We start from the raw sequence: 14042 nt of genomic DNA on the forward strand, positions 1-14042 counted from the left end.
CTCATTCGTTTGATTATTTATAAATCAAAATAGCCGCTTTCAGCCTATTCTGCCCGCGCCGGCATAGGGCTGCGCTTACCTTAAGACACAACAAGTTTGCAAAAGCTTATTGCATTTCATAAGTTTGACGTTTTTAATGTGACTATCGAATTTATACGTAGATGCGCATCTCAGCTGAATGCGGTCAAACATCTAAAAGACTATACGGAAATTTTATGATGCTCAATAAGCATGTTTTAGGCGCAATGGCTTTCTTATGCTCCGCCTCGGTTTTAGCAAATATTCCGATTGAATCTCGCGGCTTAAGCCAGGACAGCCTGGCCTATGCGCAAAATAATACAGCGGCGGCCATTTCCGCAGGCGACGCTTCAGCTGCGCAAGTCCCGACCAACTTAAACTGGCAGCTGATGCAAAAAAACCAGCAGCTGGAAAATGACATCCGCACGCTCCGGGGCAAGCTCGAAGAGCAGGACAACGAAATTGAAAAATTAAAAAGCGAACTCAGCAACCGCTATGCGGATTTGGATCAGCGCCTGGAGCTGCTGCAGCAAAAGCTGGACCCTTCCACAGCAGACAGCGCAGCGGAGGATAGCCAACAGGATATTTCTCCCAGCAGCCCAGCCGCCGGCACCGTAACAGTGCCAGCAGATGCCCCGCCAAGCGCCCCAGCCGCTCAGCAAACCGTCGTTGCAGGCGCGAAGCCGTCTTCCGCAGAGCTTGACAAGGCAGCCTATACGGTTGCCTTAGACGCCTACAAACAAGGTGGGGCAAAAAAAGCCATTGCGCCGATGCAGAACTTCATTAAGAGCAATCCAAACAGCGCCTATATCAGCAATGCGCATTTTTGGCTGGCGGAATTCAATTTAGCCATTGAACCGACAAATTACCCAGAAGCAAAGCGCAACTACAATATCGTCGTAACCAAATACCCTAACTCATCGCGCGCATCACGCGCGCTGTATCAGCTGTACAGCATCGCCAAAGATGTAGACCGCAACGCAGCCCAAGCCGCCCAGCTGAAGCAGAAGCTGCTGAAGAACTACCCAAAATCAGAAGAAGCTAAATTTTTCAAATAAATTCGGTGCAAAAAATGCCTAATGGCGAATACTGATCCGTTAAGGCGTTTATTGCAAAACTCCTTAACTTTTTGAGCTATACACGGCTGAGCCTTACCGCTTTAAATTCGATATCTGGAGCCATTGCTGTCCCATAGTTAAGTAAAAACAAACTTCAGATACACGCATTACCTATCCTTACGTTGCATTTTAAAGCAGTGCTTAAAACTGGCTCAGGATGCCGTGTATGGACAGCAAAGACTTTTGCCTGTTTTTATACACAAACAGTGGGGCTTTCCAAAGCAAAGCCTGGCCTGCGTAAAGGCGTTTAAATTTTTAAAGCAAAAATCAGGCAGTGCAAGCGCTGCAACTTGAGAGCACATCAATCATCTGATTTTCAGCAAAAATACAGCATCTATAATTGTTTTTTAATATATTATCTAAGATACCACCCAACTGTAACGCAGGTGAAAAAATGCTGGACAATACTAATTTTGAGCCAGCTTTGTTCTTAGCGCGCCATTTTTCACACCAAGCCAAAGCACTGCTCACGCTTCCGCGCATCAAATAATCTCGTGAATCTAAAAAAGAAAATGCCAGTCAATTTATTAACTGACTGGCATTCGCTGCAATGGCGTTTTTTCAACAGATCAGCATCAGCGCACAATACCGCGCTTAGACTGCTCTATCGAATCAATCAGCAATTGCGCTTCCGCAACTTCCGGCAGAATCTCAGCGCGGATTTTCTGCACTGCTTCTTCAGCCGTTAAGCCCGATTTATAAATCAGCTTAAATGCCTCACGCAGGCCTTGAATCACATTTTTAGACCAGCCCTTGCGGCGCATGCCTTCTACATTCATAGCGAATGCATGTGCCGGATTGCCTGAAACCATCACATAAGCAGGCACATCTTTCAAAATCAGCGAAGCGCCGCCAATCATGCTGAAGGAATCAATCTTGCAGAACTGATGGATGCCCGAGTTGCCGCCAACCACCACATGGTCGCCAACATGCACATGGCCCGCCACGCCGGCATTATTCGCAAAAATATTATGGTCGCCGACTACGCAGTCATGCGCAATATGCGTATTCACCATCAGCAGGTTGTGGCTGCCGATTTTAGTCAGGCTCTGGTCCTGCACCGTTCCGCGGTGCAAGCTGCAATGTTCACGAATTGAATTATGATCACCAATTTCCAGCCATGTTTCTTCACCGGCATACTTCAAGTCCTGGCAGATCTCACCGACACTGGCAAACTGAAAAATTTCATTATTTTGACCAATGCGGGTATAGCCGCCAATAACAACATGCGAATGAATTTTTGTGCCGGCGCCAATTGTGACATTGGGCCCAATAATTGAATATGGGCCAATCTGCACATCTGAAGCAATTACTGCAGATGAGTCAATAATAGCGGTAGGGTGAATAAATTCGTTATTGCTCATGCTTGCTCTGTTTTCTGTTGCGTAATCATAATTTCCGCAGCGGCCGCAACGACACCATCAACTGTAGCAGTACAGTTGTATTTATAAATGCCGCGCTTCTGCATCATGAGTTCCGCTTTCAAAACCAGCTGATCGCCTGGAACAACCTGCTTTCTAAAACGGACCCGCTCTGCTCCTGCAAATAGGAAAATTTTGTCACTTGAGGGTTTCTGATTATTCATGACAAAACCAAGAATACCTGAGATTTGCGCCATTGCCTCGACAATCAGCACACCGGGCATAATTGGGTAGCCAGGAAAATGTCCTTGTAAAAATTCTTCATTCATTGAAACATTTTTGTAGCCCACAATGCCTGAATCCGTGATATCAGTCACACGGTCTACAAGCAGAAATGGGTAGCGGTGCGGCAAATATTCACGAATAGTTTGAATTTGCATTGGCAGTTCTGGCATTGTGAATGCAGGAGTATTCGACTCAGTCATCATAATTATTACGCAATTTAGTTGATTCAAGGGACTCTATCTGAGATTTCATATAATCAAGCCTTTGCATCAACTGGGTCAATGGCACATCTGCTAATTGTTTGAACCGCACCGCTGCGCGCTTCCACTGCAAACTTTCCAGCATCGGCGTTCCTGAAGAATAGCTGCCGGCTTCAGAAATACTTTTTGTGACCATTGACATGCCGGTAATCGTCACATTGTCCGCAATATTAATGTGCCCCACTACGCCAACCCCGCCCGCAAAGATGCAGTTTTTGCCAATTTCCGTACTGCCCGCAATGCCGCATTTCGCCGCCATCGCTGTATTGGCGCCAATTTTAACATTGTGGGCAATTTGCACAAGGTTATCAATAATGACGCCATCGTCCAAAATTGTGTCATCCAATGCGCCGCGGTCGATGCTGCAATTAGATCCAATCCGCACATCATTGCCAATGCGCACAGAACCCAGCTGCGCAATGCGGTGCCATTTGCCCTGATAGGGCGCAAAACCGAATCCTTCTCCGCCAATGACGGTATTAGCATGAATGCGCACACGGTCGCCGATTTTAGCTTGGCCGGTCAGGGTCACATGCGAGTCAATAAAGCACTGCTTGCCAATTTCCACATCATCATCAATCCTGCAGTGAGACTGAATCACAGACTCATCTCCCACTACACAATGCTTGCCAATAACCGCATAGTGCCCAATATAGGCGGAGTCCGCAATAATGGCCGATGGATCAATCTGCGCAGTGCTTTCAATGCCGGTTTGCGCATGCTTTCTTTCAAAAACGTGCGTCAGGATTGCAAAAGCTAAATACGGATTCGCCACCACAATGAAGTTCTGCTGGCTATGGATTTGCGCTTTTAAAGCTTCGGTGACAATCAGCGCTCCAGCCTTAGACGTTCCAGCCTGATCCAAATATTTATCCGCATTCACAAAAGCCAAATGCTGAGCACCTGCATGCTCCAGACTTGCCAAACCGGATAATTTTAGATCGCGCTGGCCAACGCACTCACCCTGCACAAGATGAGCCAGTTTTTCTAAGCTGAAAGATTGAGGATTCATTGATTATTTAATTGCATTAACCTTTTGAATCATTTTATCAGTTAAATCATACTTAGGGTCATAGGCAAGCGCTGAATTTTTATTCAAAACAACATCAAGATTATTCTCTTTACGCAATTGTTCCGCTGCCTGCTTAATTCTTGAGTCCATTGCGCGGTTCAGCGCCTGAATGTTCGACTCAACTGCACCCTGGACTTTCTGCTGCAGGCTGTTCAGCTCCTGAAGCTTAGACTGATACTGCTGCGTCATGCTTTTCTTTTCAGCATCGGACAGCTTTGCCCCCTGCTGCGCGCGCTGCTGCAATGCATCCAGCTCTTTGCTTAAAGCTTCTATTTTTACAGTTTGCGGCTTGATCTGCTGCTGCATGCTGACATTCTGCTGCTTAATATAAGCGCTTTGCTCAACAATTTTTTCCAAGTCTACAATGCCGTAACCCGCCGCATGCGAGGCTGTACTGCACAGCATGCCAAGCGCAATTGCGCCGCCAAAAATCTGTTTCATATCGTGTTCCGAATTCTGGATTATTCTGTCAGCCCAAAAACCGCACTTAGAAAGTACGGCCGATTTCAAACTGGATATTTTTGGTTTCATCACCGGCTTTATCATTCAGCGGGTATGCATAGCTGAGCGACAATGGCCCAATCATGGTGATCCAGGTAAAGCCAAGCCCTACGCTGTAGCGCATATTGCCCGCATCAAAACCGTAGTTGTCTTCACAGTATTTCTTGGCATTTACTGCTGTATTATTCGCATCTAAATACAATGAGCCGGAAGGTATATCACACTGCGTATCAAATACCTGCGCGCCTTCAGCGAACAGCACCGGACGCACTTGACGCGTCCAATCCCCCTTAAACGGCAATGGCAGCGCCAATTCAGCGCCGAACTGCATCAATGCGTTACCGCCCACTTCTTCCGGACTGTAGTCTCTGGTTTTTGACTCATTATAGGTCACGCCAGGGTATTTTGGCCCCAAGGTGCTGTTGTCATAGCCGCGCACCGAACCGAAACCGCCGGCATAGAAGTTCTTATAGAACGGCAGGTCGTTGCCGTAGCCCAGCTTGCCGTAGCCACGCAACACAAAGTCTTTGCCTAAAGGGAGGAATGCCTGAGCATCATAAGTAAGCTTTTGATATTCCACATCGCTGCCCGGCAGCGCTACTTCTGCATTGACCCGGTGCGACATGCCGCTGGTCGGGAAGATTGGACGGTTTAAAGTGTTATATGACCAGCCCAAATTCAGGTTATAAGTTAAGAAATCACCCTTAAACTCATTATCATAGTCAACGGTCTGTCCATTGCATGTTGTGCCTGTCACTTTTGTTGGGTCTGCAGGGTCGCCATATACATTATCAATCGTGCCGATACAGACATCTTTAGCTTTACCGGTCGCCTTGCCGCCATTCTTCAGCAAATAATCACGCACATAGGTAGACACATATTGCCCTGTGGTAACTTCGGTCTGGTCAATATTCAAGCCGGCGCTGATGCTCTGGTTTTCATCAATCGGATAGCCGAAGTTGATCCCGCCGCCGAAGCTGTCTGTCACGTAGTTGTTTACGTTATAGTCATCATTCAGCTTGGTTTTGCGGTAATACATATTGTAGCCGCGGCGCACGCCGTCAATCGTGAAATACGGATCGGTAACGCTTAGGTTGTAATAGTCTTGGGTCTCTGAACGTGACAAATCAACTGAAACTGAATTGCCTGTGCCTAAGAAGTTGGTTTGGCTTAAGCCCGCCTGAAAAGTCACACCGCCGCTTTGCGAGAAGCCGACCGCCAAGGTGCTGGTGCCTGAATGCTGCTCTTCAACATTGACGTTCAAGTCAATTTGATCAGGTGAGCTTGGAATGCGCGCCGGCTTAATATCTACTGTTTTAAAGAAGCCGGTACGCTCTAAGCGCACTTTTGACAGGTCAATTTTTTCATTGCTGGCCAGCGCGCCTTCCATTTGACGCATTTCGCGGCGCAATACTTCATCGGCGGTTTTGGTGTTGCCGGTAAAGTTGATGCGGCGCACCGTCACTTTCTGACCTGGATTGATGTAGTAATTCAAGTCAACAATTTTGCTTTCATTATTAATTTCAGGAACCACATTCACTTCTGCAAAGTAATAGCCTGCATTGCCGTATTTGCGCAGCAGCAATTGCTTCACGCCATTCACTTTTTCCTGTGAATAAAGATCACCGTCTTTATAAATCTGCAGAGGCTTCAATTCCTGCGGCGTATAAAGCGCATCGCCCAGGAATTTGCTTTCACCGAATTTAAATTGATCGCCTTCATCCACCGAAACCTCAATAAAGACATGCTTTTTGTCTTCACTCAGATTCAGGCTTGAATTGGTAATATTAAAGTTGATATAGCCTTTGTTCAGATACATTGCGCGCAAAGCTTCTAAACTGGCAGCCATTTTTTCACGCGCATAGCGGTCATTGCGGGAAACAATGGAGTTCCAGCTGCTTTCCTTCACCGCGAAAGCCTGCTTAATATCGCTTTCTTTAAATACAGTATTGCCAATAATATTGATGTCAAAAACTTTTGCAGCTTTACCTTCAGCAAATTCAATCAGCAAATCAACGCGGTTATTCGGGCGCGCTGTGGTGCTGACTTTCACATCCGCATCGTAGCGGCCCTGCTGCATATACTGCTGTTCCAGCTCAGTTTCCACAACCTGCAATGCAGACTTCTTCAGCACTTCGCCTTCAGCCAACCCCATTTTTTTCAGGCCTTCCTGCAGCGCCTCTTTAGGAATCAGCTTATTGCCTTTCAGTTCAATTTTAGAAATAACCGGGCGTTCAATAACCTTGAAAATCAGCGTATTGCCTTCCTGCGCGGTTTTAATGTCATCGAACAGGCCCGTGGCATATAAAGTGCGGATTGCGCTTGCAATGACTGGATCAGTTACACGGTCGCCGCTTGTAACCGGCAGCATGCCGTACACGCTTTCTGGCGTTAAACGGACCAAGCCGTCTATTTTTACGTCTTGAACAATAAAGTCATCTGCCGCGTATACTTGTTGTGCTGCTGCCATAGCACTAACCAGTGCCAGTGGCATAAATAAATGTGTGTGCTGCATGCCAGTCTTTTCCGCTGTTAATTTATTCCATCTTCTACGCTGTTTTATAACCGCATAAAATCATTAAAAAGTGCCAGCAGCATCATGCTGCCAAGCAGTACCATACCAATTTTCAGTCCAACCAATTGTATTTGTTCAGAAACAGGTTTACCACGAATTAATTCAACAAAATAGTAAACCAAATGTCCGCCATCCAGCATTGGAATAGGCAGCAGATTCAGAATTCCCAGACTGACACTCATCAGCGCCATGAAGGAAATAAAAGTCTGCCAGCCCATTTCCGCGCTTTGACCCGCGACTTTCGCAATGGTGATCGGCCCTGATAAATTATCCAAGCCAATCAGGCCCCGAAACATTTTGACAATGGAGTTCAGAATCATACTGGAAATCTGTCCAGTTTTATCCACCGCCATTGTAAACGCTTCGACTGGAGAATATTGTATTGTCTGTTTATATTCTGCCGGGATTGTCACTTTGCCCGGGTCGCTCTGCACGCCCAAGACGCCAGTCACATTGCCCATATTGTCGCGCTTGCCCTGAGGCATCACTTCAAGCTGAACCTGCTGATTGCCCCGCAGCACATCAATTTTAAGCAGTTTTTCCGGTGATGCCTGCACAACCTGCACCACATCAAACCAGTCATTCATTTTGACGCCATTGACCGCAATAATTTTATCGCCTGCCTTCATGCCCTGGCGCGCCGCCGCGCCGCCATCGCTGAGCTTAGAAACCACTGCAGGCAGATGCGGACGGTAAGGCGTAAAGCCCAAAACATCCAAAGGCGACTGCGACTGATCTGTTAAAAAGTTCTGCACCGGAAGCTGGAAAGCCTTCTGCTCGCCGGCCCGGTCTGCCGTTACCGTGATGCTGCCGCTTTCACCGGCGCGGTCAACCAAGGCAAAATTCAGCTTTTCCCAGGTTGAAACCTGCATGCCGTCAATGGCGGTAATTTTATCGCCTGCATGCATCTGCGCCGCCGCAGCCGGAGTATTCGGCAAAACCTTACCGACCCGGGTGCTCAGCTGTTCTTGCGCCGGAAGCAGTAAAATCCAGAATAGCACCACAGCAAAGGCCAAATTAATCAGCGGCCCCGCTGCCACAATAGCAATTCTTTTCCACGGGCTTTGACGGTTAAAGGCATAAGGCAAGTCCTGCTCAGGCACATTGCCTTCACGCTCATCCAGCATTTTTACGTAGCCGCCCAAAGGCAATGCGGAAATCTGGTACTGAATGCCGGATTTCTTGGATGTCCATTTCAGCAAGGTTGGGCCAAAGCCAATAGAATAGACTAAAACTTTAACGCCCAGTTTACGCGCAACAATGTAATGGCCAAACTCATGAATTGCAATCAGCGGCCCCAGCAGTAAAACGGCTGCAAGAATCATAAACAAGGCATTCATAGTTTCAGCTTCCTTTATTCATTGCAAACTGCTGAGCGATGGAGCGCGCTGAACGGTCAGCCTGCAAAACAGCTTCAATACTGTCCGCCGCGTTATTTTCCAATTGATTGAGGGTTGCTTCAACAATTTGCGGAATCTGGGTAAATCCGATCTGATTCTGCAGAAAAGCAGCCACTGCGATTTCATTGGCTGCATTTAAAATTGCAGGAGCCAAACCGCCCGCCTGCATGGCTTGGCGCGCAAGCTTTAACGCGGGGAAACGCCCTGTATCCGGCTCCTGGAAATTCAAATGCGAATGCGTGAATAAATCCAGAGGAGGCACATGCGTCTGAATGCGCTTTGGCCATGCCAAAGCATGCGCGATTGGCGTACACATATCAGGGTTGCCCATTTGCGCCAAAGTTGAACCATCCACATATTGAACCATAGAATGAATGATACTCTGCGGATGAACAACCACTGTTACAAAATGTTCTGAAATTGCAAAAAGATGGCAAGCTTCAATCAGTTCCAGCCCTTTATTCATTAAAGTTGCTGAATCTACTGAAATTTTCTGGCCCATTGACCAGTTGGGATGCTTGCAGGCCTGCGCCGGCGTTACCGCCTGCAGCTGCTCCGGCGTATGATTCAGGAACGGGCCGCCTGAAGCCGTCAGCAGAATCCGCGATACGCCCAGTTTCGGCTGGCCATTGCGCTCTGCCTGAAAATAGCCTTCGGGCAGGCACTGAAAGATGGCATTATGCTCAGAATCGACAGGAAGCAGCACAGCATGATGATCACGCGCCGCCTGCATCATGATATCGCCGGACATAACCAAGGCTTCTTTATTGGCCAGAAGCACGCGCTTGCCGGCTTTCACCGCAGCCAATGTCGGCAGCAGGCCAGCAGCGCCTACAATGGCCGCCATCACCGCATCTACCTGCGGATGGGATGCAGCCGCGATTAAACCCGCCTCACCCTGCAGAATTTCAATATCATTGAGATTTTCACGGGCTAAAAGCTGGCGTAGCTCATCCACTTTATGCGGCGGCACAACAGCGGCTTTGGGCCGGTACTGTTTGCAAATTTCCGCCAGTTCCGCAATTCTGCTGTGCGCCGTGACTGCAAAAACAGAATACTCTTCGGGATGGCAGTCCAGAATTTTCAAGGTGCTTCGGCCGATAGAACCGGTAACACCCAATATGCAAACAGACTGTGACATCTATAAATCTACGCCTATAAGTTTTAAAACATACATGCCGGCTGCAAAAATCGGAGCCGCGGCAAGCAAAGAGTCAATCCGGTCAAGCACGCCACCGTGGCCCGGCAAGATGCGGCCGGAGTCTTTTATGCCGGCGCGGCGCTTGATCATGGATTCAAACAGGTCACCCAAAACCGAACTGAACACCGTAACAACTGAAAGAATTAAGAACAGAATATGTTCCGCCAGGCTCAGCTTCAAGTACAGCATTTCAACCGCAACAATAATAACTGTTGCCGTCACAATGCCGCCATACAGCCCCTCGACAGACTTATTCGGACTGACATCCGGCGCAAGTTTTTTCCTGCCCAGCTTGCGTCCGACAAAATATGCGCCGCTGTCTGCACCCCAAACCAGCAGGAACAGGTACATCAGCCACCAAGGGGAGCTTTGCCAGACTGCAAAAATTGCCGTCACTGCGGCTGAAATCAGCACCAGCCCAATAAAATTCAGCGTCGGATTATACCAGCCGTCGTAATCGGGATAGGACTTGACCCAATATACACTCAACAGCCATGTAAAAATTGAAGCAGCCCACAGCAGCAGCGCCACATCACTGTAATGCAGGGCTAAAGCGGACACAACCGCCACAGCCAAGCCATAGCCCCAAGCCAAAGGCTTAATTGCATTTTTTGATTTTCTAGGCATAAGCTTTAGCCACTCATACCCAGCAACCCCTGCTGCAATGATCATCAGCACAAACATTGGATAGTGTGACTGTGTAGCAAACATACAGCTCAGTACAACTGCTACTAAAACCAATGCGGTAATAATCCGCTCTAACATTTATTAATTCTCGAGTTGCTTTTGTTGAACTTGTTCTGATGTTTTACCGAAACGGCGCTCGCGTCCTGCAAAGACGGCGAAGGCATCATCTAATTCTTCAACGGTAAATTCAGGCCACAATGTTTCTGTAAAATACAGCTCTGCATAAGCTGCCTGCCACAGCAGAAAATTCGACAGGCGGAAATCGCCGCCTGTGCGGATCAGCAAGTCCACCGGAGGCAAATCGCTTAAGCTGACATATTGACCAAACACATCGGCATCAATTGCATCCAGATTTATTTTTTTCGCCAGAACATCCGCAGCCACCCGCTGGGCGGCCTGCGCCATGTCCCACATGCCGCCGTAGCTGATTGCAATGATTAAGGTCATGCTGTTGAAATTAGCAGTCCTTTCTTCTGCATGCAACATCAAGTCGCGCAATTGCGTAGACAGGCGCGAGCGGTCGCCAATGAAGCGCAGGGCAATATTGAATTTTTCCATGCGGGGCAGCTGCTCAAGAATGGTTTCTTCCAGCAGCTTCATCAGCAAGTCGACCTCAAACTGAGGGCGGTTCCAGTTTTCGCTTGAAAAGGCAAAGACGGTTAAAGCTTGAATATTATTAGAACGGCAATGCTCGACGATCGGATCAAGGACGTTTTTACCTTCACGGTGCCCATCACCTTTCTGCATTTGATTTTTTTTGGCAAAACGGTTGTTGCCATCCATGATGATGGCAACATGTTTTGGAAGACGGGAAGTTTCTTCGGATGAGGTCATTAAAGCTTAGACCTTCATCAATTCAGCTTCTTTTGCAGCCAGGCGCTTTTCCACTTCAGCAACAAATTTGTCGGTGATTTTCTGAATTTCATCACCTGCGCGGCGCTCTTCATCTTCAGAAATTTCTTTTTCTTTCAATAGAGCTTTAATGTCGCCAAGCACATCACGGCGGATGTTGCGGATAGCGACTTTAGCGTTTTCAGCTTCGTTGCGCGCAACTTTCTGCATATCGCGGCGGGTTTCTTCAGTCAGCGCCGCCATCGGCACGCGGATTGCGTCAGCAGTGATCGGGTTCAAGCCCAGGTCTGACTCGCGGATGGCTTTGTCAATCGCAGAAACCATAGAGCGTTCGAATGGCTGAACCAAAAGTGTACGCGAATCTTCAACGCCCACGTTCGCCACCTGATTCAGCGGCACGTCTGAACCATAGTAAGAAACCATTACACCATTTAAGATAGATGGGTGCGCACGGCCTGTGCGAACTTTGGCAAAACCATGTTCTAAAGACTCTAAAGTCTTGTTCATACGGTCTTCGCTGTCTTTTTTAAGATCGTTAATCATATGATCTTCCTTACTTAATTTTAAAGGGTGTAATTATAAAATAGCTTGCAGTATAAAGAGCTTTCAGGCTCACGTCATCACTTGGTAACGTGAGTACCCTCTTTTTCACCCATAACCACTGAAAGCAGTGAGCCATGCTTATTCATATCGAAGACTTGAAGCGGCACATTGTGGTCACGGCACAGGCAGATTGCGGTTAAATCCATGACCCCTAATTTTTCATCAAGCACTTGATCAAAAGTCAATGCATCGTATTTCACTGCATCATCATATTTGCTTGGATCTTTATTATATACGCCGTCAACTTTAGTCGCTTTCAAAATCAGGTTGGCTTCAATTTCAATACCGCGCAGGCAGGCTGCTGTATCTGTAGTAAAGAACGGGTTGCCCGTGCCTGCAACAAATACGCAGACTTCGCCTTGCGTCAAGTGGCGGATTGCATCGCGGCTGGAATATGACTCAACCACAGCGCCAATCGGCAAAGCTGACATTAAGCGGGTTTTGATATTGCGGCGCACCAATGCGTCACGCAGCGCCAAGCCGTTCATTACGGTTGCCAGCATGCCCATTTGGTCGCCTGTTACGCGGCCAACTAAACCGTCTTTCTGCAATTGGCTGCCGCGGTACAAGTTGCCGCCGCCAACTACGATGCCGACCTGAACGCCTAAACCCACCAGATGAGCAATCGACAAAGACATCTGGTCGAGCACTTGCGCATCAATCCCCATGTCTTTATTGCCTGCCAGCGCCTCACCGGAAAGCTTGAGCAGAATGCGTTCATAACGCGGTTTTTTTGAATCCAGCATCATCATTACTCCAATTCATCAATATTTAATTTTTATGCATTTAAGGCTTTAAGCAGATTTGATCCGGATCAGCTTGGCAAACAAGTCATACTCATCTGCATCGGTGATTTCAACCTCAAGCAAATCACCGGCTTTAATCAGTGACTTATCGATATCTTCAACAAAAACGTTGCCGTCAATTTCCGGCGCATCGGCATAAGAGCGCGCAACTGCTACCGGGAACTCTTCTTCAAGCTCATCGACCAGCACAGTCATGGTTTGCCCAATGCGCTTCTGCAGCTTGGCTGCGGAAATTTCCTGCTGCACTTCCATGAAGCGCTCATAGCGCTCTTGCTTAATGTCTTCAGGTACATGATCCGGCAAGTCATTTGCTGTCGCGCCTTCAACCGGCGAATAGGTAAAGCAGCCTACGCGGTCCAGCTGCGCTTCTTTCAGCCAGTCCAGCAACATGACGAAATCTTCTTCAGTTTCACCCGGGAAGCCGACCACAAATGTAGAACGGATGACCAGTTCAGGACATTTTTCGCGCCATAATTTCAGACGTTCCAAGGTATTTTCGCTGTGGGCTGGCCGCTTCATCAGTTTTAAGATGCGCGGGCTGGCGTGCTGAAAAGGAATGTCTAAATACGGCAGGATTTTGCCCTGCGCCATCAGGTCAATGACCGCATCGACATGCGGATAAGGATAGACATAATGCAGGCGCACCCAGATGCCTAATTGGCCGAGCGCTTCGCACATATCATAAAATTTGGTTTTAACCGGCTGGCCATTCCAGAAATCCAGCTTATATTTGGTATCCAGGCCGTAAGCAGAAGTATCTTGGGAAATAACGAGTACTTCTTTAACGCCGGCTTTTTTCAGCGCCTGCGCTTCATTTAAAACCGAGCCGACTGGACGCGATACAAGATCACCGCGCATGCTTGGAATAATGCAGAATGTGCAGCGGTGGTTGCAGCCTTCAGATATTTTCAGATAAGCATAATGCTTTGGCGTCAGGCGGATGCCCTGCTCAGGAACAAGGTCTACAAATGGATTGTGCTTTGGCGGTTCAGGCACGTATTGGTGCACCGCTTCCATGACTTCCTGATACGCCGCTGCGCCCGTGACTTTCAGCACATTCGGGTGCATTTGGCGGATTTTGTCTTCGTCTTTTCCCAAGCAGCCTGTTACAATCACACGGCCATTTGCGCTCATGGCTTCGCCGATGGCGTCTAAAGACTCTTGCACTGCAGATTCAATAAAACCGCAAGTGTTTACAACTACTAAATCAGCACCGTCATAATCCGATGCTACATCATAACCCTCAGTTTTCAACTGAGTTAAAATTCGTTCAGAATCTACCAATGCCTTAGGACAACCTAAA

General features: G+C 47.8%; 13 protein-coding genes. 1 reads left to right on the forward strand and 12 read right to left on the reverse strand.

The features are described 5' to 3' along the window. Positions 1-215: 215 nt before the first annotated feature. Positions 216-1076, forward strand: coding sequence for a YbgF trimerization domain-containing protein (locus tag RSA72_RS00425; RefSeq protein WP_332632615.1), 861 nt, complete (start codon positions 216-218; stop codon positions 1074-1076). Between the two features lie 635 nt (positions 1077-1711). Here the strand turns inward: RSA72_RS00425 and lpxA are convergent. The 12 genes from lpxA to rimO all read right to left on the reverse strand — a co-directional run. After that, positions 1712-2500, reverse strand: coding sequence for an acyl-ACP--UDP-N-acetylglucosamine O-acyltransferase (gene lpxA, locus RSA72_RS00430; protein ID WP_332623941.1), 789 nt, complete (start codon positions 2498-2500; stop codon positions 1712-1714). Then, positions 2497-2982, reverse strand: coding sequence for a 3-hydroxyacyl-ACP dehydratase FabZ (fabZ, locus tag RSA72_RS00435; protein WP_332623948.1), 486 nt, complete (start codon positions 2980-2982; stop codon positions 2497-2499). The genes lpxA and fabZ overlap by 4 nt, the downstream gene beginning before the upstream one ends. Next, positions 2975-4054 carry a UDP-3-O-(3-hydroxymyristoyl)glucosamine N-acyltransferase gene (gene lpxD / locus RSA72_RS00440; protein ID WP_332623942.1) on the reverse strand — a complete coding sequence of 360 codons (1080 nt, stop codon included), beginning with the start codon at positions 4052-4054 and terminating at the stop codon, positions 2975-2977. The genes fabZ and lpxD overlap by 8 nt, the downstream gene beginning before the upstream one ends. Before the next feature lie 3 nt (positions 4055-4057). Then, entirely contained in the window at positions 4058-4555 is a 498-nt protein-coding gene (locus tag RSA72_RS00445) for an OmpH family outer membrane protein (RefSeq protein ID WP_332623944.1), read from the reverse strand. Between the two features lie 46 nt (positions 4556-4601). Further along, on the reverse strand, positions 4602-7130 hold the full coding sequence (gene bamA / locus RSA72_RS00450; RefSeq protein WP_332632617.1) for an outer membrane protein assembly factor BamA: 2529 nt from the start codon (positions 7128-7130) through the stop codon (positions 4602-4604). Between the two features lie 44 nt (positions 7131-7174). Then, a complete protein-coding gene (gene rseP, locus RSA72_RS00455; RefSeq protein ID WP_332622592.1) occupies positions 7175-8530 on the reverse strand; it encodes an RIP metalloprotease RseP in 1356 nt (451 codons plus the stop codon). Positions 8531-8534: 4 nt separating this feature from the next. Next, on the reverse strand, positions 8535-9731 hold the full coding sequence (gene ispC, locus RSA72_RS00460) for a 1-deoxy-D-xylulose-5-phosphate reductoisomerase (RefSeq protein ID WP_332622590.1): 1197 nt from the start codon (positions 9729-9731) through the stop codon (positions 8535-8537). Beyond that, on the reverse strand, positions 9732-10556 hold the full coding sequence (locus RSA72_RS00465) for a phosphatidate cytidylyltransferase (RefSeq protein WP_332622589.1): 825 nt from the start codon (positions 10554-10556) through the stop codon (positions 9732-9734). A 3-nt stretch (positions 10557-10559) separates the two neighbouring features. Next, positions 10560-11312, reverse strand: a complete 753-nt coding sequence (uppS, locus tag RSA72_RS00470) for a polyprenyl diphosphate synthase (protein ID WP_332622587.1) — start codon at positions 11310-11312, stop codon at positions 10560-10562. A 6-nt stretch (positions 11313-11318) separates the two neighbouring features. Beyond that, a complete protein-coding gene (frr, locus tag RSA72_RS00475; protein ID WP_332622586.1) occupies positions 11319-11873 on the reverse strand; it encodes a ribosome recycling factor in 555 nt (184 codons plus the stop codon). 77 nt (positions 11874-11950) lie between these two features. Next, positions 11951-12679: a UMP kinase gene (gene pyrH, locus RSA72_RS00480; protein WP_332622593.1), complete on the reverse strand. Its 729-nt coding sequence runs from the start codon at positions 12677-12679 to the stop codon at positions 11951-11953. A 48-nt stretch (positions 12680-12727) separates the two neighbouring features. Beyond that, the coding region (gene rimO / locus RSA72_RS00485; RefSeq protein ID WP_332632619.1) for a 30S ribosomal protein S12 methylthiotransferase RimO at positions 12728-14042 on the reverse strand (1315 nt) is incomplete at its 5' end.

The sequence above is a fragment of the Acinetobacter sp. genome (assembly GCF_036659555.1).
GTDB lineage: Bacteria > Pseudomonadota > Gammaproteobacteria > Pseudomonadales > Moraxellaceae > Acinetobacter.